At 40.8% G+C, this 20,620-nt stretch carries 18 protein-coding genes and 1 pseudogene; 10 read left to right on the forward strand and 9 right to left on the reverse strand.

The genetic code is table 11. From position 1 onward, the window contains the following. Window positions 1–17: 17 nt before the first annotated feature. Window positions 18–815 carry an alpha/beta hydrolase gene (locus GQR38_RS13195; RefSeq protein ID WP_007580097.1) on the reverse strand — a complete coding sequence of 266 codons (798 nt, stop codon included), beginning with the start codon at window positions 813–815 and terminating at the stop codon, window positions 18–20. 451 nt (window positions 816–1,266) lie between these two features. Here GQR38_RS13195 and GQR38_RS13200 point away from each other — a divergent pair, with 451 nt between their 5' ends. Then, the gene (locus tag GQR38_RS13200) at window positions 1,267–2,556 is read left to right on the forward strand and encodes an aromatic amino acid transport family protein (RefSeq protein WP_007580094.1); all 1,290 of its coding nucleotides are present in this window, start codon (window positions 1,267–1,269) and stop codon (window positions 2,554–2,556) included. A 129-nt stretch (window positions 2,557–2,685) separates the two neighbouring features. Continuing rightward, the gene (locus GQR38_RS13205) at window positions 2,686–4,029 is read left to right on the forward strand and encodes a M24 family metallopeptidase (RefSeq protein ID WP_165722190.1); all 1,344 of its coding nucleotides are present in this window, start codon (window positions 2,686–2,688) and stop codon (window positions 4,027–4,029) included. A 53-nt stretch (window positions 4,030–4,082) separates the two neighbouring features. Here the strand turns inward: GQR38_RS13205 and speD are convergent, their stop codons facing one another. From speD to GQR38_RS13245, 8 genes are all read right to left on the reverse strand, one after another. After that, window positions 4,083–4,895, reverse strand: a complete 813-nt coding sequence (gene speD, locus GQR38_RS13210; protein WP_007376266.1) for an adenosylmethionine decarboxylase — start codon at window positions 4,893–4,895, stop codon at window positions 4,083–4,085. A gap of 88 nt (window positions 4,896–4,983) precedes the next feature. Continuing rightward, the gene (locus GQR38_RS13215) at window positions 4,984–5,397 is read right to left on the reverse strand and encodes an OsmC family protein (RefSeq protein WP_002958863.1); all 414 of its coding nucleotides are present in this window, start codon (window positions 5,395–5,397) and stop codon (window positions 4,984–4,986) included. Window positions 5,398–5,483: 86 nt separating this feature from the next. Continuing rightward, entirely contained in the window at window positions 5,484–5,831 is a 348-nt protein-coding gene (locus tag GQR38_RS13220) for a DUF3802 family protein (protein WP_007580087.1), read from the reverse strand. Window positions 5,832–5,963: 132 nt separating this feature from the next. Beyond that, on the reverse strand, window positions 5,964–7,433 hold the full coding sequence (gene astD / locus GQR38_RS13225; protein ID WP_024600072.1) for a succinylglutamate-semialdehyde dehydrogenase: 1,470 nt from the start codon (window positions 7,431–7,433) through the stop codon (window positions 5,964–5,966). 15 nt (window positions 7,434–7,448) lie between these two features. Further along, window positions 7,449–8,465 (reverse strand): arginine N-succinyltransferase, encoded by a 1,017-nt coding sequence (gene astA / locus GQR38_RS13230; RefSeq protein WP_165722192.1) that lies wholly within the window; start codon window positions 8,463–8,465, stop codon window positions 7,449–7,451. 85 nt (window positions 8,466–8,550) lie between these two features. Then, window positions 8,551–9,756 carry an aspartate aminotransferase family protein gene (locus tag GQR38_RS13235; protein ID WP_024600070.1) on the reverse strand — a complete coding sequence of 402 codons (1,206 nt, stop codon included), beginning with the start codon at window positions 9,754–9,756 and terminating at the stop codon, window positions 8,551–8,553. A 379-nt stretch (window positions 9,757–10,135) separates the two neighbouring features. Further along, window positions 10,136–11,296 carry an HDOD domain-containing protein gene (locus GQR38_RS13240; RefSeq protein WP_165722194.1) on the reverse strand — a complete coding sequence of 387 codons (1,161 nt, stop codon included), beginning with the start codon at window positions 11,294–11,296 and terminating at the stop codon, window positions 10,136–10,138. Between the two features lie 43 nt (window positions 11,297–11,339). Then, window positions 11,340–11,921, reverse strand: coding sequence for an aminodeoxychorismate/anthranilate synthase component II (locus GQR38_RS13245; RefSeq protein WP_165722195.1), 582 nt, complete (start codon window positions 11,919–11,921; stop codon window positions 11,340–11,342). A 303-nt stretch (window positions 11,922–12,224) separates the two neighbouring features. Here GQR38_RS13245 and GQR38_RS20545 point away from each other — a divergent pair. The 8 genes and pseudogenes from GQR38_RS20545 to glpK form a co-directional block, all read left to right on the forward strand. After that, a pseudogene (locus GQR38_RS20545) lies at window positions 12,225–12,320 on the forward strand (LysR family transcriptional regulator); the annotation flags it as partial. A gap of 153 nt (window positions 12,321–12,473) precedes the next feature. Continuing rightward, on the forward strand, window positions 12,474–12,716 hold the full coding sequence (locus GQR38_RS13250; protein WP_024600067.1) for a YdcH family protein: 243 nt from the start codon (window positions 12,474–12,476) through the stop codon (window positions 12,714–12,716). Window positions 12,717–13,159: 443 nt separating this feature from the next. After that, window positions 13,160–14,173: a UDP-glucose 4-epimerase GalE gene (galE, locus tag GQR38_RS13255; protein WP_024589574.1), complete on the forward strand. Its 1,014-nt coding sequence runs from the start codon at window positions 13,160–13,162 to the stop codon at window positions 14,171–14,173. A gap of 1 nt (window position 14,174) precedes the next feature. Then, entirely contained in the window at window positions 14,175–15,239 is a 1,065-nt protein-coding gene (locus tag GQR38_RS13260) for a UDP-glucose--hexose-1-phosphate uridylyltransferase (protein ID WP_010555021.1), read from the forward strand. Beyond that, window positions 15,229–16,377: a galactokinase gene (galK, locus tag GQR38_RS13265; protein WP_165722196.1), complete on the forward strand. Its 1,149-nt coding sequence runs from the start codon at window positions 15,229–15,231 to the stop codon at window positions 16,375–16,377. Before GQR38_RS13260 ends, galK begins: the two co-directional genes overlap by 11 nt. 19 nt (window positions 16,378–16,396) lie before the next feature. Next, window positions 16,397–17,401, forward strand: a complete 1,005-nt coding sequence (locus GQR38_RS13270) for a Gfo/Idh/MocA family oxidoreductase (RefSeq protein ID WP_165722198.1) — start codon at window positions 16,397–16,399, stop codon at window positions 17,399–17,401. Between the two features lie 29 nt (window positions 17,402–17,430). After that, complete coding sequence (locus tag GQR38_RS13275) at window positions 17,431–18,753, forward strand: dienelactone hydrolase family protein (protein WP_165722200.1); 1,323 nt, start codon at window positions 17,431–17,433, stop codon at window positions 18,751–18,753. Window positions 18,754–18,960: 207 nt separating this feature from the next. Then, window positions 18,961–20,457: a glycerol kinase GlpK gene (glpK, locus tag GQR38_RS13280; RefSeq protein WP_033010428.1), complete on the forward strand. Its 1,497-nt coding sequence runs from the start codon at window positions 18,961–18,963 to the stop codon at window positions 20,455–20,457. The last annotated feature ends 163 nt before the right edge of the window (window positions 20,458–20,620 follow it).

The raw sequence follows: 20,620 nt of genomic DNA on the forward strand, positions 1-20,620 counted from the left end.
TATTCCTTCTACAACCCTTAACGATTTTGCTGGGCGATAAAAGCAAGCGAGTGCTGATTGAATAAGTCAGGGCGCTCCACATTGCAGACATGGCCACAATGGTGAATAGTTTGCAGTACGCTGTTTTTATGACGCTTAACCATTTCTTTAACAGGGCCAAGGAACATATGATCTTCCTTACCCATAATGTACAGAATAGGTATATCAATGTCTTTTTCTTTGAAGTATTGCATTAAAGGATTTACATCCATGGCTAATTTAAACCATTTTATAAACTCTTTTTGGCACAAGCGTTTTGCTTCACGAACAAACAAAAGTCGAGATTCTTTATGGCGCTTTTTAGGCATCATAATAAAAGCAAATAAGCGATACAGCCACATATAAGGCAAGAAGTGTTTAAAAGTATTACCTAAATAAACCAATGTATTACTGCGAGTATTAAAACGAGTAACCGCTCCACCTAGCACCATGCTAGAAACATATTGCGGCGCAATTTCAGCAATATTTCGAATAATAATAGTGCCCAATGAAATGCCAACAAAGTGTGCGCTGGTGATATTGTTATGATCTAACACATCGATAATGTCTTTAGAGACATTATTAAATGAATAATTATTATCAACAAAGTTTTGTACTAAGTTATTCGATTTACCGTGACCACGAAGATCTAGCAACAACACATTATATTCTTTTTTATAGGCCTTAAGCTGACGAAACCAGATTGCCGAACTACCACCTGCTCCATGGACAAATACAACCCATGTTTTACTGGTTTCGTGCGCAAAAGTAGTATGGAAAAGAATTTCTTTGCTCATTGCAGTTAGCGGCCTATTTACTTCGTTTGGCATATTCAATTGTAGGAAGTATAACGGAGTTTAATAAAAATCTCTTATGAAGTTGAGATTAATGGCTTCTACTTAACAGCTTTTGAGAGCAGACTTTGATTTTTAAATGAAAACCAATAAAAATGACCAGTCCCTATTTTACGTTATGAAAACCGCCTATCTCGGCTTTGCTGCTCGCGTGACACTATAGCGTGTTAGGTTTCGCTCCAACTAACCAACCTACCCGTACAGTAACTCTATAATGTGGCTTGCCATTTAAGGCTTTTGCTCACTTTTACACCGCTGTTTCGTATTCATGACACTTACCCTCCAATTGAGTCTAATTAATTAGTCTAAAAATCTCTTCAAAACATGAAAAATGTCTCTAAAAACTATACCCTTCGGCGCAGTTATTATTTAAATAATGGATGAGCACACACACATGACAACATCTCAAGATGCAACGCTTTCAAATGCATCACCAAACACACACACAAATTCAAGCAAAAATTCAAATACAAAAACTAAATGGAACCTGCACGATACGCAGTGGACATTAAGTTTATTTGGTACCGCCGTTGGTGCGGGTATTTTATTTTTACCTATTAACATTGGTATTGGCGGTTTTTGGCCGTTAATTATTATGGCGTGTTTAGCGTTCCCAATGACCTTTTTTGCGCACCGTGGATTAGCGCGTTTTGTACTTTCATCAAAAAATAAAGATGCCGATTTTACCGATGTAGTTGAAGAGCACTTTGGTGTGACTGCGGGCCGGTTAATTTCCTTATTATACTTTTTATCTATATTCCCAATTTTGCTTATTTACGGTGTGGGTTTAACCAATACCGTTGATAGTTTTATGGTTAATCAAATGGGGATGGAATCACCTTCTCGCGTGCTACTTTCGGGTGTATTAGTTGCAGGTATGATTAGCTTGATGATGGGCGGCGAGCGCTTAATGCTACGTGCCTTTGCTATTTTAGTGTATCCGCTTGTGGGCATATTGTTCTTTTTATCACTTTATTTAATCCCTAGCTGGCAAATGCCAGATATGACTGTGCCTGAAATAGGCAGCTTTGGTAAAACGTTGTGGTTATCGATTCCTATAATTGTGTTTTCGTTTAGCCACGCAGCGGCTATCTCAAGCTTTGTAAATGTGCAACGCGGTCATTACGGCGAACAAGCTACACGTAAGTCTGAGGCGATTTTAAAGCGCACTAGCTTGCTACTTATTACCTTTGTACTGTTATTTGTGTTCTCTTGCGTGCTGTCGCTTACAGGCGAGCAAATGGCAGCGGCTAAAGCGGCTAACGTATCGGTTTTATCCTACCTTGCTAATATTACTGATAACTCGTTTATTGCCACACTTGGGCCACTTGTTGCCTTTATTGCTATTACATCGTCGTTTTTGGGTCATTTTTTAGGTGCACGCGAAAGCTTTACAGGATTAGTAACTAAACAAACAGGCTTAAGCGCTGGCGTTACCGATAAAATTGGTGTGTTAATCATGTTTTTAGCTATTTGGTTTTGTGCTGTTAAAAATCCAAGTATTTTAGACATGATGGATCAGTTATCGGGCCCTATCATTGCGATGATTTTATTCATCATGCCAATGATTGCAGTGTATAAAGTACCTGCACTTAATAAATACCGAAATCGCTTTAGCACGCTATTTATATTAGCGGTTGGCTCGCTTGCTGTATTTGCACTTTTATACAGTATGCTTAAGTAATAAAACTATTTATACAAAGCCCGGCTACTTTTTAGCTGGGCTTTTTTGTGTGCTGTTTATCTCAAATTGTTTTTTTATAGTCGCTCTTCAGGCATGTTATAAATTAACTAGCCTAAAAATAAAACAATTATGCACTTTACTAAACAACTCCTACTTTACGTAAGCTTGCTAACTACGCTTGTTTTAAGCCTCTTTGTTAAAGCCGATGACGCTCCCGCTATTTTATCGATGAAAGAGCGCGCTGCTTTTATCGATAAAATAACTGAGCTTAGAGTTAATACCTTAATGCCCTCATTAATGAAGCAGCACAACACTGATATGTGGCTACTTATAAGTCGTGAATATAACGAAGATCCAATATTAAAAACAATGCTGCCTGCAACATGGCTTTCAGCCAGACGCACCACTATTTTGTTATTTGCACTTAATAAACAAGGTGGTATTGATGCTTACGCTATTGCGCCTTATAAAATAGGTAACGTATTTAAAAAAGGGTGGGATAAGCAAACACAACCAAGCCAGTGGGAAGCACTCAATACACTTATTGAGCAATACAAACCTCGCAACATTGCGCTTAATACTTCTACCGACTGGGCACATGCCGATGGCCTTGTGCTAGGCGATTACAAAACATTAATGGCTAACTTGCCCGCCACTTATCACAATAAAATAATTTCTGCAGAGCCGCTTGCTGTTGCCTGGTTAGAGCAACGCATTCCTGAAGAAGTTAAAATGTATAAACATATTGTGGCTATTGCCCATCATATTATTGCAGAGGGGTTTTCGGGTAAAACAATTACGGTTGGTGAAACAACTAGCGATGACTTGGTATGGTGGTTTAGAGAGCGCGTAAAAGAGCTAAAACTACAAACATGGTTTCACCCAAGTATTGCTATTCAGCGCGCCGATGCGAAGTCGTTCGATCATGAAGAAAGCTTTACCAATGGCTACGATGATAACGTTATACAAGCCGGTGACTTGCTTCATGTCGATTTTGGGATTACTTATTTACGCTTAAATACCGACACGCAGCAGCATGCGTATGTGCTCAAAGAAAACGAAACGAGTGCGCCTAGTTACTTAGTTGAAGCACTAAAAAGCGGTAATAAACTACAAGACATATTTACCAGTCAATTTGCGGTAGGTAAAACCGGTAATGAGGTTTTAGCTGCAGCACGAAAAGCCGCTATTGATCAGGGATTAAAACCCACTATTTATACTCATCCTCTTGGCTATCATGGCCACGCTGCTGGCACTACATTAGGTATGTGGGATTCTCAGCAAGGTGTACCGGGAGATGGTGACTATCCGCTGCATTTAAATACGGCTTACTCAATTGAGCTTAACAATGCTGTGTTTATAAAACAGTGGAATAAAGAAATAAGAATAATGCTAGAGGAAGATGCTATTTTTGATAAAAGCGGTGTCTGGTATTTAAATGGCCGACAAACACAGCTATTGCTTGTAAAATAAAGCATAAAAAAATGGCGCTCACTGAGCGCCATTTTTAATTTAATTCGTTGCTATTATTCTGTATCTGGCAGGTTACGGCCATAGAATATTTCTTGCATTTCACGGGTCAGCTTTGAGCGAATTTCGTCTTCTTCGCCCTCTGATAAATCTGCCGTAGAAAGGCCGAACAAATACGTGTTTAGATCGGTTTCTTTTAACATCATTTTGGTATGGAACAGGTTTTCTTGATACACGTTCACGTCCATCATTTGGTACGCTTCTTTTGTATCTTCTGTCATGAAGTTTTGAATCGAGCTAATAGCATGATCAATGTAGTGCTTAACACCGTTTATGTCGCGGGTAAAACCACGAACGCGGTAGTCAATTGTTACTACGTCTGATTCAAGGCTATGAATTAAGAAGTTTAACGCTTTAAGTGGCGAAATAATGCCACAAGTAGACACTTCAATATCAGCACGGAATGTACAAATACCATCATCAGGGTGAGCTTCTGGGTATGTGTGTACACAAATGTGGCTTTTATCTAGGTGCGCAACAACTGAATCAGGTAATGGGCCTGGTGCTTCGTCAGCATCGTAATTTTGCTGCTCTTCTACTGGTTCTTCTGAAACCAAAATAGTTACACTTGCGCCTTGCGGTTCATAATCTTGGCGCGCTACATTTAAAATGTTAGCACCAATAATATCAACAACTTCACCTAAAATGTCGGTTAGTCTATCTGCACTGTACTGCTCATCGATATATTCAATATATTCTTTACGTTGTTGCTCGGTCTTTGCGTAACAAATATCATAAATACTAAAGCTTAAACTTTTGGTTAAATTGTTAAAGCCATGAAGTTTAAGTTTATCGAAGGGTTTGTTCATAATAAACCAACCTATAAATTAGTGGGTTCTGCACCTGCAGAATGAAAAGTTCGCGGATTTTATACGAATTTCCCTCGTGGAAAAAGCGTTATTTTGCTTGATCTTGCACAACTTCGTGGCTATGCGTAATTTCTACTGTTTTATCAAGCATTAATGCAACTGAGCAATACTTTTCAGCAGAGAGTGAAACCGCGCGTGCAAGATGCTTTTCAGACACATTATTGCCTTTAACAACAAAGTGTAAGTTGATTTTGGTAAACACACGTGGGGCTGTTTCGGCGCGCTCTGCACTTAGTTGTACTTGTACATCTGAAAAATCTTGTTTGGCTTTTTTTAAAATACTAACCACATCAACTGATGAACAACAGCCAACTGACATTAAAACCATTTCCATTGGGCTTGGTGCTGCACTATCGCTGCCGCCATCAAACACAACATTGTGGTTAGAATTAGAACGACCAATAAACGTATCGCCTTCAACCCATTTTACATTTGCTTGCATTGTTATATCTCAAAAAAATATTTTCTTGATTGTAAGCAAGTTAGCCGTAGTTGCAAATGAAAATGCAACGCAGGGCTATAAAATGGCTAAGATTGTTGTGTTAAAGCGCTATCAAAGAGGTTTTTTACTAAACCTGCAAATTCATCTATAAAGGCATGCTGTTCAACCGTGACAGGCTGTGAGGTGATGCTGCTGAGGACTTCTTCTAAATCGTAAACTATGCCATCAACTTCGCGTACAATTTGACTACGCTGCTCTGTGTTGAGGTTTGTGTGCTGCTCGCAAATGAGCATCACATTTTGTGCAATAACGTCTTCGATTAATTCCATTACTGTTGGGGCACCTGGTTTTATTTCGCCTGGCTTCTCAAACAATGCTAAATTTTGAGTTAGATACATGATCAAATCATCGTACCCTTGCCTATCTAAAACCATTATGCGAACCACCTAAATATATTTAATTATGCTGATTTAAGCAGAAAGAGCCGATAATTACTAGCCTTGTACGATAGCAATACAAAAAAAGCAGCCGAAGCTGCTTTTATAATAATTAAGTAGTATTACTACTTAATCTATTTTTAAGCCTGGGCTTAGTGTTGCTGGCATAGCTACTTTTTCAAGCTCTACCGAAGCAACTGGGTATGCACAGTAATCAGCTGCGTAATACGCACTTGCTCTGTGGTTGCCCGATGCGCCAATACCACCAAACGGTGCTGCGCTTGATGCGCCAGTAATTGGGCGATTCCAGTTAACAATACCTGCACGAATACGACGTAAGAAATGGTCGTAATCTGCTGCACTATCACTTAATAAACCAGCCGATAAACCAAAGGTTGTATCGTTTGCTTTATCAATGGCTTGGTCAAAGTCGTCAAAGCGGAATACTTTTAGAAGTGGTCCAAAATGCTCTTCATCTGGGAAGTCACTAATATTTGTACACTCAATAATACCTGGTGTTACAAAGCCGGTATTGGCTGTGTGCTCAAGTTCTACTAATACTTGAGCGCCAAGCTCAACAAGTTCGTTTTGCGCTTTAACCATGCCCGCAGCTGCCGCTGATGAGATCATAGAGCCCATAAATGGCTGGTCTGCATCGTCGTAGTTGCCTACTTTAATCGCTTTAGTAGCTGTGATTAAACGCTCAAGTATCACATCGCCTTTGCTACCTGTTGGTAAAAATAGTTTACGTGCACACGTACAACGCTGGCCACTTGAGATAAACGCTGATTGAATAATATCGTGAACAACCGCTTTAGTGTCTTCAACGTCAGTAATAATAAGTGGGTTATTACCACCCATTTCTAGCGCTAAAATTTTGCCAGGTTGACCCGCAAACTGTTCATGTAAAATATGACCAGTACGCGAAGAACCCGTAAAGAACAAGCCATCAATACCTTTGTGAGCAGCAAGGGCTTTACCCGTTTCTACTTCACCTTGTACAAGGTTAATGACACCTGCTGGTAAACCTGCTTTTTCCCACAGTTTAAGCGTAAGCTCAGCTACTTTAGGAGTAAGTTCAGACGGTTTAAACACAACCGTGTTACCTGCTAAAAGCGCTGGCACAATGTGGCCATTAGGTAAGTGACCCGGAAAGTTATACGGACCAAATACGGCTACAACACCATGTGGCTTATGACGAATCATCGCACGGCCAAGTGGCATTGCGTTTTCTACGTCGCCAGTGCGCTCTAAAAATGCTTTTTCAGAAATGGCAATTTTACCAACCATAGCACCCGCTTCTGTGCGAGTTTCCCACAGTGGCTTACCTGTTTCTTGTGCAATAGTAATAGCGAGCTCTTCGCTGTTTTCTTTTAATTGCGCTGCAAATGCTTTAATTATTTCTAAACGCTCAGTAAAGCTTTTATCAGCCCATGCATAAAACGCTTCGCGCGCTGCATTTACTGCGGTGTCTACTTGCGCCGCAGTTGCCGATGAAGCCTGCCAAATAACGTCGTTATTTGCAGGGTTTACTGAATTAAATTCTGTGCCTTGGCCTTGTGACCATTGACCATTTATAAATTGTGCAGGATGAGTCATATACTTTCTCCTAAATTAAATCGTGGTTGCACTAACAATATCGCCAGTTTGCAAATGCAGTGCATCTGCTATTTCTTGCGATAAAATAAGGCTTTTTGCGCGCTCGTCAAATGTCATTGGTGCAACGGTTGCTCTAAAATCTTCAAGCTTTTCGTTAGCTAGTAACACCATGGTGTCGCCAGTCATTTCGCCAATTTCAACGTTAAAGTGATTTGCATTACGAATAGTCGCAATGTTATCTACTTTTGCTTCAACCGTTGGGCCGCCGTCAAAAATATCTACGTAGCCATTAAACGTAAAGCCTTCGCTTTTTAATAACTCGATTGCTGGGCGAGTGTTGTCGTGTACTTTACCTATTACGGCTTGCGCATCTTTACTTAGCAAGTTTACGTAAATTGGGTATTTAGGCATTAGTTCAGCAATGAAAACCTTTTGGCCAATACCTGTTAGGTAATCGGCTGTTGGAAAATCCATTGAGAAAAAGTGCTCTTCAAGCCACTGCCAAAAAGGGCTACTGCCGTTTTCGTCAGACACACCGCGCATTTCTGCGATTACTGTTTGCGCAAAACGCTCTTGATGCTGTTTTATAAACATAAAGCGCGCTTTTGAAAGTAGCTTACCGTTACAATTTTTACGATAACCATCTTTTAAAAACAATGTGCAAAGCTCTGTAGCACCTGTGTAGTCGTTACATAGCGTTAGAATATCAACCGCTTTGTATACGTCTAATGTGCGCGAAGAGTGAATCACTTTACTTAAGTGATAATGATAAAATGCATCATCAAGCCCTACCGCAGCTTCAATTGCAGATGTTCCTACAACTTCACCGGTTTCGCTATCTTCAAGAACAAACAGGTAGCCTTCGTCACCAGGTTGTGACGTTTGTTTAGCAAAAGAGCTTACTGAATGGTCGATCTTTTTTTGCAATAGTTCTTCGTTTAATGGCAAAGACGTAAAACCATGCCCTGATTCGTGGGCAATTTTCAGTAATGCTGAATAATCATTTTGCTGGATTGGGCGAAGGATCATCATGAGTCCGCTTGCTCCCTTATAAATAACGGTAAATAGGAATTGCAGGGCAAGCGGTGCTTGCCCTTAATTGGTTGGCTTAAGCCGCTTATGCGTTTACTACGCTTGCTACTGCTTTTTCAAAGCGTGCCATACCTTCGCGAATGTCCGCTTCAGGAATTACTAAAGATGGAGTGAAACGTATTACATCTGCACCAGCAACTAATGACATAAGGCCTTGCTCAGTCCCTGCCACTAAAAACTCTTTTGCACGACCTTTATATTGCTCGTTCACTACTGCACCAATTAATAAACCTTGGCCACGGATTTCGCTAAATACGTTGTATTTTTCGTTAACCGCAGTAAGTAGTTCATTAAATAATGCTGCTTTAGCTTTTACGCCAGCAAGTACTTCTGGGGTATTTACTGTATCAAATGCAGCTTCTGCAACAGCACACGCAAGCGGGTTGCCGCCATAAGTAGAACCATGAGTACCTACTTTAAGATGCTGTGCAATTTCAGTTGTTGTGATCATAGCGCCAATAGGGAAACCGCCGCCAAGTGCTTTAGCTGAAGTTAAAATATCAGGTACTATGTTTAAGCCTTGGTATGCGTATAAATCGCCAGTACGGCCAACACCAGTTTGAACTTCATCAAAAATAAGCAGTGCGTTATGTTTAGTACATAAATCGCGAACGCCTTGAGCAAACTCGTCAGTTGGTGAAACAATACCGCCTTCACCTTGAAGAGGTTCCATCATTACGGCACATGTTTTGTCGCTGATAAGCGCTTCAAAAGCAGCTAGGTCGTTGTAATCACAATGTACAATGTCGCCAGGCTTAGGACCAAAACCATCTGAATATGCAGCTTGGCCACCAACAGTTACGGTAAAGAATGTACGACCGTGGAAACCTTTGTTAAACGCGATAATTTGTGATTTTTCTGCGCCAAACTTATCAAGTGCAAAACGACGCGCTAATTTAAGCGCTGCTTCGTTTGCTTCTGCGCCTGAGTTGGCAAAGTAAACTTTTTCAGCAAATGTCGCATCAACCATTTTTTTAGCTAGGCGAAGTGCCGGCTCATTGGTCATTACATTTGATAGATGCCAGATTTTTTCGCCTTGCTCTTTTAATGCGCCTACTAATGCAGGGTGGCAATGGCCAAGACAGTTAACTGCAATACCACCAGCAAAGTCGATAAACTCTCGACCTTCTTGATCCCATACGCGAGAACCTTCGCCTCGAACAGGAATTACGCTTGAAGGTGCGTAGTTAGGAACCATTACGTGATCAAATAATTCGCGATTGACTGTCATTTTATTTCCTCTTAATTGTGAGCAACACAAAACATCAAAATAGGTGTTTGGTTAATATTTGTAACCAACTTTATAGGCAAGATCAGAAATCTGATAATTGCGCAAAATTGCTTTGTGGTTCAATTTTCAGACGCACATTATTTCAGAATTACTTATATCTGTCTCGTTAAAAACTTTCATGTATCCCTTGAGAATAAAGGGCTAAAGATATTATTTCATAGATAGTGAATAACTATTTGCATAGCTATTTATGCTTATTTTTAAACAACTAACCGCATGAGCACCAAGGCGCGCATGCTTTAATCGGCAAATATGCAATATAACAATAGAGTGAGAATGAATGGTTAGTCGCAAAAAAATTAACAAAAAATTCAGATTTTTAGTCAATTTGAATAGCTAAATTGGTAAAATTACTCGATTGGAGGGTTTTTAGTTCCGTTTTAGTGAACTTAAAGTACGAAAACCAGCTTAGAGTTTCATCAGCCTCAATAAGTTGATGCTCTTTTAAATTAAGATATTGAGAGTAGCAACGTGCCTTTAGCATTACTTCTGTTAATGGCAGTAATGTATCGCCTTTATCTACCCCATTTACTAGCTGCTGCATGACACCTTTAAACGGTAAATATTTAAAAGCCATTTTGTCTATTACTTTGGCGCTTACTTCTATCGACTTATTGCTAAGTAGAGTGGTTAAAAATAGCGGGTCGGGCTGTAGCTCTAATAATGCGGTGTGTAAATCTTTTTGGTTTTCATTTCGGGCTAACTGCACTTTGCGTTGCAATACTTTCTCAAACGTTTTTAAGTACAAGCGCACTAATGCAATTCGCCCTACATCTAAAAGCATACCAAGGGTAAATGCATGTACGTCATTCACATTATTAATTTGTGCAATTTTTTGCGCAGCAATCGCGTTTGCCATCGCGCTGTCGCGTAGCCGGCGTTTTAATAATGAAAATGGTTCGGTGCTATGTGGCATCCAATGACGGGCAGCAAATGTAGGAATAACAAGCTGTAAGTTATCAAGGCCAATATAACGAAGGGCAAGCGATGGTTTATCTACTTTTACAGACGTATTTTTACTACGCTGATTACGATAGTAAGGTAAATTAACGAGCGTTACTAATTCTCTACCCAACCAGCTTATATCATTAACCAGTGGCTCTAAACGTCCTACCGACGCCGACTTTACAGCTAATATATCGAGTATATTGGCAATACCATCTTCAATACCTATAGTGCTGTGAATTACACCATCTATATCTTCGAGCTGCTTATATATAGCTGTTTCAATTGTTTTGTGCAGTTGCTCACTCGCTTGAGCGCGGTACTTATGATGTGCAGTACTGCTTTGCTGGCGTTTATTCTGTGCGGCCACTTCAACCTGAAGCAAAGTGCGTTGCTTCATGGGTTCGCCGTAATCTATATCTAATGTATGAATGAAACCAATTTGCTGATGCGCAAAGCTGTGCCCAAGCAATAAGTCATGAGCCCGTTGGCTTAGTATTTTGGCAGTACGCTGTTGCGCTACAAGTTCAGTCATGACATCCATTAATAAAGTATTAAATGCTCTGTGTATTATAACATTAGAAGCGAGTTAAAAAGTTATCAAGCAGTTCTAAGCCTTGATCAGTTAGAATAGCTTCGGGGTGAAACTGCACACCTTCGATTGCTAGTTCTTTATGAAGTAACCCCATAATTTCGTCAAACTCGCCTTGCTCAGTCTGAGTCCATGCGGTTACTTCAAGTTCTTTAGGTAGAGTTTGATCTTTAACCACTAAAGAATGATAACGACATACTGTTAACGGGTTAGCTAAGCCTTTAAACACCCCTTTATTAGTATGAACTATGGGTGATGTTTTACCGTGCATTACTTTTTTAGCACGTATTACATCTCCCCCTAAAGCTTGCGCGATAGTTTGATGCCCCAAGCAAATCCCTAAAATAGGATATTGCCCTTTTAGTTGCTCAACAACATTTAACGAAATACCCGCTTCGTTAGGCGTGCATGGCCCCGGCGATAACACGATGTGCTGCGGGTTTAACTGTTTTATTTGCGCAATGCTTAGCTCATCATTACGTTTTACTAAAACGTCTTGATCTAAACGCTGAAAATATTGCACTAAGTTGTAAGTAAACGAATCGTAGTTGTCGATCATCAACAGCATTACACAACAGACCTTATAAATTATTGACCACTTACTTCACACAAGTGGTACTAAGCGCTGCATTCTACCACTATTAATTAGTCAACATAAATTAGCAAAAAGCGTTAAAAATTAACTCTTTTTGCTAAAAGCTCTTTAAAGTCTCTAGTGGGTACTGGTTTACTTAACCCGAACTCTGCTTAAGAGATTTATTAACGTATTAAATCATGATGATATTTAAATTTATTTTCTCTAGCCAGAGATACCTTGCAGCTTGAGCAATAATATCGAGCTATAAGCTTTTCGCGAGTAGTTAACACTCCTATTTAGGCTGTATACCCCAACAATAAATTATTGACCCCTAAAGTACGTGCGTTTATTGATCGCTCTGTTAAATACTTTGGTGAAATGCCTTACTGAGCAAAATAAACAGATTGTTTGCTCTACATCAAATTAGCGGCTCAATGGTTGAATTATATCTATGTAAGCCCCAGTGTATTATATGAAAGGCAGTAATTCACTTATACAACTCACTTACTTGTGAGCTCATTTATATCCTATTAAGGAGCGAATATGTTAGGCGAAGACCACTCATTAACTAATGACTTTCCAGAGTACTTAAGGACAATTGCCGAGTTAAATGAAAGCGATACTGAATTTGCAAAAAAAGCAGATAAGTACGACAAGCTAGATAAAGAAATTAGAGTGTTAGAGCTCAAAGATGCGCCCATAAGCGATGAGCAAATGCATCAGCTAAAACATGAACGTACAGAATTAAAAGATTGGCTATACGAGCGCTTGCAGCAAGAGCAGTAATCCAGCTAAAAAAAGAGCTCACTGACAAGTGAGCTCTTTAGATCAACCATAAGGATTTTTTCTAAAACTTTACAAAGCCACCCACAGATTTCATAAATACAGTACTTGGGTTAATAACATCTTTGCGTTTCTAGCAAGTGCTATCGGTAGCACCGGTAAGTAAAACTGTTTTATTTATGTTGCTCTCTCCTAACTTTGTTCTCGCTATATTAGCAGCCCCCCTACCGCTGAAATTAGGTCAATAATCGAAACAGTTTATCTAATCAATTTATAAAGCTAAGCCTTTGTTAGTTAAAACAAAAGCATGCTATTTAGAGGCAGGCGAGTGTTTAATCTGAATGTTTTTTATGCTTTTATTTGAATTATCCAACAATCATAACTATTGTTTTTAAACCACCTTAATAGTAGTATTTATCATATAAATACACTTTTCGAGAATAAACATGAAAGTTTTAGTCACTGGCGGCATGGGTTACATAGGTAGCCACACATGTATTGCATTGCATGAAGCAGGTATTACACCTGTTATTTATGATAACTTGTCTAATGCTAGTTCGCGGGTACTTGACCAACTCGAAAAGATTACTGGCACTCGGTTTGAGTTTATATTGGGTGACATTCAAGACGAGCAACAATTTAAACTCGCCCTAAAACATACTAAAGCCGAAGCTGTTTTTCACTTTGCGGCTTTAAAAGCCGTTGGCGAATCAACTGAGCAACCACTGCGTTATTATCAAAATAATGTGTCGGGCACATTAAGCATGCTACAAAACATGCAAGAGGCAGGCGTTAACCATATTATATTTAGCTCATCGGCTACAGTATACGGTGAGCCAGACTACCTCCCTATTGACGAAAAGCATCCTATACGCGCAACTAATCCTTATGGTTGGACTAAAGTCATGGTTGAACAAGCCATGCAAGACGTATGTAATGCCAACAGTCAATTTATGGGTATTGCGCTTCGTTACTTTAACCCAGTAGGTGCACACCCAAGTGGTTTATTAGGTGAAAGCCCTAATGGTATTCCTAATAACTTAATGCCTTTTATTGCTCAAACTGCAGTAGGTAAACGTGACGTGGTCAATATTTTTGGTGACGACTACGACACCGAAGATGGCACAGGCGTGCGCGACTATATTCATGTTTTAGATTTAGCTAAAGGTCATGTTGCGGCATTTATGCAGCATAAAACAGATACCGCCTTTCATGCTTACAACTTAGGCACAGGGCAAGGTTATTCTGTGCTTGATATGATCAACGCATTTAGCGCATCAGCCAATAAAGATATTCCGTATAAGATTGCGCCGCGCCGAGCAGGTGATATTGCCTGTAACTACGCCGATGCCACAAAAGCGCAAAACACACTTAACTGGCACGCAGAACTAACACTTAGCGACATGACAAACGACACATGGCGCTGGCAAACTAATTACCCAAGTGGGTTGGAGAGTTAACATGGCTTTATTAGAAAGTACTCACAGACGTAAAAATCCGCTAACGGGTCGTTGGGTATTAGTGTCACCACATCGTAATAACCGCCCATGGTTAGGCGCAACAGAAGCCGTTAACGAAAACGTATTACCAAAACACGATGACAGCTGCCCACTTTGCCCAAGTAATACCCGTGCAAATGGCGACAGTAACCCTGATTACAAATACACACACGTATTTAGAAATGACTTTGGCGCATTAACGCCTAATGCCAGCGAGCAATTACAAAGCTTAGAGTCAGACAGCGATTTATTTATTGCCGACGAAGCCAGTGGCGAATGCCGCGTAATTTGTTTTTCTCCAGAGCATAATAAAACACTACCAGAGCTTAGCCAAAACGCATTGCACGAAGTAGTAAAAACCTGGAAACAAAATTATACAGAGCTTGCACAGCAGTACGAATGTGTACAAGTTTTTGAAAATAAAGGCGAGATCATGGGTTGTTCGCAACCTCATCCTCACGGCCAAGTATGGGCTCACTCGCATTTATCAACCGAAATAGAAGCCGAAGATAACCAGCAGCTTGCCTATTATAAAAAGCATGGCACAGCCATGCTTGCCGATTACGCGCAAAAAGAGCAAGCAGATCAAACACGTGTTGTATTTGAAAACGAACATTGGCTTGTTGTTGTGCCATTTTGGGCAGCGTGGCCGTTTGAAACAATGCTAGTAACTAAAGATAACATTCAAAACTTTAGCCAGCTAAACGATGCGCAAACCGACTCTTTGGCTCAGGCACTTAAAGTATTAACCACTAAGTACGACAACGTATTTAATTGCAGCTTCCCATACTCAATGGGATGGCACAATGCACCTGCTAATAGAAGCTCTGATGAGCAACATTGGCGTTTGCATGCACACTTTTATCCGCCGCTACTTCGCTCTGCTACTGTTAAAAAACACATGGTAGGCTACGAAATGCTAGGCGAAAGCCAACGCGATTTAAGCGCAGAAACCGCTGCTTCTATTTTAAAAGCAGCCAGTACAACACACTATAAAGATACAGCAGGACACACAGATGAAGCTTAACGAATTCCAACAACAATTTTTGTCACTGTATGGCGCGCCTGCTCAAGGTATTGCTGCAGCACCGGGGCGTGTAAACCTCATTGGCGAATTTACCGACTACAACGACGGTTTTGTTTTACCGTGTTCGTTAGAGTTTCGTACCCAAGTAATGTTTAAAGAGCGCGACGACAATATTATTACTGTGCATTCTTTAAATTACCCAGGCGAAAAAGACAGCTTTAGTGTTGATGAAGAAATCACTGAAGGCCAGTCGCAATGGGGTAACTACATTCGTGCTGTGACTTATGCTCTTAAAAGAGCGGGCTACACACTGCGTGGCGCCGATCTACTAATTGACAGTAACTTACCGCAAGGTAGTGGCTTGTCATCATCGGCAGCACTAGAAGTTGCAGTTGGCGGTATGTTTAACCATATTGCACAGCTTGGTTTACCGCCAGAGCAAATTGCGCTATTTGGCCAAGAAGCCGAAAATGACTTTATGCATTGCCAATGCGGCATTATGGATCAGCTTATTTCAGCTAAAGGCGAGAACGGTCATGCACTATTAATCGACTGTGAAAACTTAGCAACCAAATCAGTTAAAGTTCCTGATGATTTAAATATTGTTATTGTTAACTCTAACTACCCGCGTAAGTTGGTTGATAGCGAGTACAACCAGCGCCGCATTGACTGCGAACAAGCTGCTGTAAAAATGGGTGTAGAAACACTTCGCCAAGCCACCATGGCTGGCCTGCAAGCAGTAAAAGCAACATTAAGCGAAAACGAATATAAACGTGCACACCACGTAATTAGCGAAAACGACCGTGTAATTGCAGCAACAACTGCACTACAAAATAATGATATGGATGCACTTCGTACGCTAATGGCAGCATCGCACCAATCACTTAAACACGATTTTGAAGTAACCGTACCTGCAACCGATGGCCTAGTAGAAATTTGTAAAGAAGCGATGGGCGATCGCGGCGCAGTACGTATGACAGGGGGTGGTTTTGGTGGCGCAATTGTATGTTTGTGTCGCGATGCGGAAGTACCACTAATTAAAGCTGCGGTAGAAAAGCATTACTTTGAGCGTTTTAGCCTAAATGCTGATATTTACGTATGTTCAGCGGGTTCAGGATTACAAATTACGTCTTTTTAAATAAACTTAAGGAATAAGCATGGCAAAGGTTAATTGGGGAATTATTGGGTGTGGCAATATAGCTCACACCTTTGCTAAAAGCATTGCGCATTGCAGTGATGCACAGCTCATTGGCGCTGCATCAACGAGTATGCAGCGCGCTAAAAGATTTGCCACACCGTACAATATTCAAGGCTATGAGAGCTATCAAGCTCTTATGCAGTGCCCAAATATAGATGCCGTATATATTGCCAATACGCACGATCAACACTTTAAAACTATCGCTCAATGCTTAACACACAATAAGCACGTGCTAAGCGAAAAACCAATTACCGTTAATGCTGAGCAGTTACAAAGCCTCACTAAGCTTGCCAAGCAACAAAACTGCTTTTTAATGGAAGGTGTTTGGATGCGGTTTTTACCAGCTATAGTAAAATTACAACAGCTCCTAAGTGAAGGTGTTATTGGTAATGTGCACAGTGTTAATGCCAACTTTAGTTTACCTGGCAGCTTTGCCGACACTCACCGATTAATGAATCCTGTAACAGCGGGTGGCGCCCTGCTCGATTTAGGTATTTACCCTATTTCGATTGCTGATGTGGTATTTAATAAAGCCCCTGAACATATCAAATCCTTTGTACATAAAAGCACAACCGGCGTTGATGAGCGAAGCACTGCTATAGTTGATTACGGTAACGGGCAATTTGCATCTCTTGCCAGCGCACTGCAGCAAAATGGCCCAACAGAAGCATGTATTAATGGTGAGCTTGGCTATATTCGAATACCTCAGTTTGTAGGTGCAAAAACACTAAAGCTACATATAAGTGGCCAAGACCCTAAATACTTTGAATACAACTTTAGCGACGATGAAAACTTTAAGTTTGAAATTGCACATGTCACGCAGTGTATATTACAAAAACAAACCCAAAGCAGCGTGTTGCCACTAAGTACTAGCTTACGAGTTATGAATATAATGGATACCTTGCGAGCACAATGGCAACTGCAATATAGCAATGCCGTCGAGTCGGCTGAACTGACTAATTAAAAAATAAAAATACACAACAAGGACACACAATGACACACACACTCAAGGCGCTTTCAAAAGCCATATTACTTGCTACGTGCAGTTTATCTGTCAGTGTAGCTGTTGCTGAATCTAATAAACCAGAGCAGCTATATCCGCCAATCACTAGCGAAGTACTCCCAGAACTTGCAGCTAAAGGTGGCTACAATGTAGGTGTGAAAACACTTGATTTAGTTAACCCTGCGCAATTTGACCCCGCTACCCAAGGTCAAAAAGATCGTCCTTTAAAAGTAGAGGTGTGGTATCCGGCTGCAAATACAGCAAAAGCGCCACTTACCAGCTACACCGATCAAACTCGCTCAGGTAAAGAGTTTACTCTGCAAGCCGATGCAATGCGTGATGTCGCCATTAATAATAAAGAGCACTACCCTGTGATAGTGCTTTCGCACGGTTATACCGGTTACCGTACAATTATGTACTACCTTGGCGAGCATTTAGCGTCGAACGGTTACATTGTGGTAGCTATTGATCATACTGACTCAACCAACGCCGATGTTGATTTTAAAAATGCGCCGTTCTCTGGCTTTTTTAGCACGCTTATAAATCGCTCACGCGATCAGCAGTTTGTTATTAATTACTTTAATGAGCAAAACAACTTTGCAAGCAAGCAAGTAGACAACAAAAGCGCAGGCGTAATTGGTTACTCAATGGGTGGCTATGGCGCTGTAAATACAATAGGTGGTTGTTACGCTTTTAATGAGCAAACTACAGCTATGTTTACGGGTATGAAAGACCCAGCTCAAATTAAACAAGTACAGCAATTGCTAAACAGCTGCGCTGGTGGGCAATACCAAAACCCAAAAGTAGACCCGCGTATAAAAGCGATGGTGGCCTTTGCACCATGGGGCGGACAGCACGCTATATTTGATGCCAAAGCAATGGAAAATATTAAAGTACCTTCGCTTTATGTAGCCGGTAACCTAGATGACATTTCAGGCTACGAAGGCATTAAAAGTCTTTATGAACAAACAGGCAGCAAAGATAAGTACATGCTTACTTACAAAAATGCACGCCACAATATTGCACCACACCCAGCCCCTGCTATTGCACAAAGCAGCAGTGAGCTAGATATAGGCCATTACTACGAGCCTTCGTGGTCTATGCGTACACTAAACGAAATCAACAAACACTTTGTACTTGCCATGATGGATTGCCACGTAAAAGGCATAGCCAGCGAGTGTAAATACTTAGATTTACCACAAAACGGCGACCAAGCTGTTGTTGATGGTAAGCCGCTGCCACAGTGGCGCGGGTTTGATAATCGCTTTTCTACCGGTATGGATTGGCAACAAGCTAAACCTCACACCAAGTAATAATAAACTTTAAGCGGCTGTTTTAATCAATAGCCGCATACGCCCTTAAAATAATGCAAAAATAAAACGCCTTTTATATAAAGGAGTTACCAGAAAATATTAGCGTGTTTATTTTTTAATCTGCTATTTTAAGAAAAAACCATTGCCATTAACTTCGGTTAAAGGCAATCTAGTCATATATAAGATAAGATAAATAACACAAATATCATGTCCAAATACATACTCTCAATTGATCAAGGAACCACAAGCTCTCGGGCCATCTTGTTTACAAAAGATGCAGACGTTTTTGGTACAGCACAACAAGAATTTTCGCAGCATTTTCCACAAAATGGTTGGGTAGAACACGACCCTAACGATATTTGGCAAACAGTGCTTAGCACTAGTCGCGAAGTGTTAACTAAAAACGATGTAAAGCCTGAAGAAATTATTGCCATTGGCATCACCAACCAACGCGAAACCACTTTGGTGTGGAACAAAAAAACAGGCAAAACAATTTATAACGCTATTGTATGGCAAGACCGTCGCACCAGTGACTATTGCGAAAGCCTAACAACTGATGAGCTTTGCCAAACGATAAGCGATAAAACAGGCTTATTGCTCGACCCTTATTTTTCGGCCACTAAAATTCGTTGGATTTTAGATAACGTTGAAGGCGCACGCGAACAAGCCCTTGCAGGTGAGCTCGCCTTCGGTACGGTTGACACTTACCTACTTTGGCAGCTAACAGGCGGCAAAGAGCACCGCACCGATGCAACCAATGCATCGCGCACCATGTTATTTAATATTCACACCCAGCAGTGGGATCAAGAGCTTCTAGAGTTATTCGATATTCCAGAATCTATGCTGCCAGAAGTAATGGATTCAGCTGACGAGTTTGGTTCAACCAGCGCTGATATTTTTGGCGCGCCAATTCGCGTATGTGGTATTGCAGGCGATCAACAAGCTGCGCTTGTTGGCCACGCATGTTTTGAACAAGGCATGGCTAAAAGTACTTACGGTACTGGCTGTTTTTTAATGCTTAACACTGGCGAAAAAGCACTGACCTCAGAAAACCGCTTACTGACCACTGTTGCTTATAGATTAAACGGCAAGCCAACTTACGCCATTGAAGGCAGTATATTTATGGCTGGCGCAACGATGCAGTGGATTGTTGAAGGCTTAAAGCTACTTAGCCATGCTGGCGAAAGTGAGTCGATGGTTAAAGATGTCCCCCTCGATCATGGTGTATTTTTAGTGCCTTCGTTTACGGGTTTAGGTGCTCCTTATTGGGACCCTAATGCACGTGGCGCTATTTTAGGGCTAACACGCGATTCGGGTATTAGCACCATAGTTGCCGCAGCGCTGCAATCAGTTGGTTACCAGACCAAAGATTTACAAAAAGCGATGGAGCGTGATGGTCTTCGCCCAAGTGTGCTTCGTGTAGATGGCGGTATGGTAAAAAATAATTGGGTTATGACCTTTTTATCAAACATTTTAGGCGCAACAGTTGAGCGCCCAACTGTGACCGAAACCACTTCTTTAGGCGTAGCATATTTAGCAGGCTTACAAACAGGTGTGTATGAGTCGACTGAGCAGTTATCTAAAATGTGGACATGCGACCGTCGTTTTGAGCCAACCATGAGTGCCGACGAGCGTAACGACCTATACGCAAAATGGCAGCACTGCGTAGCTCAAGTATGCTTAACGAATAAAAACTGCCCATAGTAAATACTACGTGGTTAAGGCCAATACTTTAACCACTTTGCTTTTTTAACTTAGCTAAATGCTAGATTTAAAAAGCATGCTTTACTGCTTTAAATTGAAAATGGATTGGCGTCAAAATTAACGAATAAAAATCTGGGTTTTCTATTGTCAAATGAAAACAGCA

Origin of the sequence: Pseudoalteromonas sp. c7(2019), assembly GCF_011378625.1 — a bacterium.
GTDB lineage: Bacteria > Pseudomonadota > Gammaproteobacteria > Enterobacterales > Alteromonadaceae > Pseudoalteromonas > Pseudoalteromonas arctica.

Excerpts from the sequence above, each read along its gene's own strand:
- GQR38_RS13195 (WP_007580097.1), bottom strand. The coding sequence starts at position 815 with ATGAGCAAAGAAATTCTTTTCCATACTACTTTTGCGCACGAAACCAGT.
- GQR38_RS13200 (WP_007580094.1), top strand. The coding sequence starts at position 1,267 with ATGACAACATCTCAAGATGCAACGCTTTCAAATGCATCACCAAACACA.
- GQR38_RS13205 (WP_165722190.1), top strand. The coding sequence starts at position 2,686 with ATGCACTTTACTAAACAACTCCTACTTTACGTAAGCTTGCTAACTACG.
- speD (WP_007376266.1), bottom strand. The coding sequence starts at position 4,895 with ATGAACAAACCCTTCGATAAACTTAAACTTCATGGCTTTAACAATTTA.
- GQR38_RS13215 (WP_002958863.1), bottom strand. The coding sequence starts at position 5,397 with ATGCAAGCAAATGTAAAATGGGTTGAAGGCGATACGTTTATTGGTCGT.
- GQR38_RS13220 (WP_007580087.1), bottom strand. The coding sequence starts at position 5,831 with ATGGTTTTAGATAGGCAAGGGTACGATGATTTGATCATGTATCTAACT.
- astD (WP_024600072.1), bottom strand. The coding sequence starts at position 7,433 with ATGACTCATCCTGCACAATTTATAAATGGTCAATGGTCACAAGGCCAA.
- astA (WP_165722192.1), bottom strand. The coding sequence starts at position 8,465 with ATGATGATCCTTCGCCCAATCCAGCAAAATGATTATTCAGCATTACTG.
- GQR38_RS13235 (WP_024600070.1), bottom strand. The coding sequence starts at position 9,756 with ATGACAGTCAATCGCGAATTATTTGATCACGTAATGGTTCCTAACTAC.
- GQR38_RS13240 (WP_165722194.1), bottom strand. The coding sequence starts at position 11,296 with ATGACTGAACTTGTAGCGCAACAGCGTACTGCCAAAATACTAAGCCAA.
- GQR38_RS13245 (WP_165722195.1), bottom strand. The coding sequence starts at position 11,921 with ATGCTGTTGATGATCGACAACTACGATTCGTTTACTTACAACTTAGTG.
- GQR38_RS13250 (WP_024600067.1), top strand. The coding sequence starts at position 12,474 with ATGTTAGGCGAAGACCACTCATTAACTAATGACTTTCCAGAGTACTTA.
- galE (WP_024589574.1), top strand. The coding sequence starts at position 13,160 with ATGAAAGTTTTAGTCACTGGCGGCATGGGTTACATAGGTAGCCACACA.
- GQR38_RS13260 (WP_010555021.1), top strand. The coding sequence starts at position 14,175 with ATGGCTTTATTAGAAAGTACTCACAGACGTAAAAATCCGCTAACGGGT.
- galK (WP_165722196.1), top strand. The coding sequence starts at position 15,229 with ATGAAGCTTAACGAATTCCAACAACAATTTTTGTCACTGTATGGCGCG.
- GQR38_RS13270 (WP_165722198.1), top strand. The coding sequence starts at position 16,397 with ATGGCAAAGGTTAATTGGGGAATTATTGGGTGTGGCAATATAGCTCAC.
- GQR38_RS13275 (WP_165722200.1), top strand. The coding sequence starts at position 17,431 with ATGACACACACACTCAAGGCGCTTTCAAAAGCCATATTACTTGCTACG.
- glpK (WP_033010428.1), top strand. The coding sequence starts at position 18,961 with ATGTCCAAATACATACTCTCAATTGATCAAGGAACCACAAGCTCTCGG.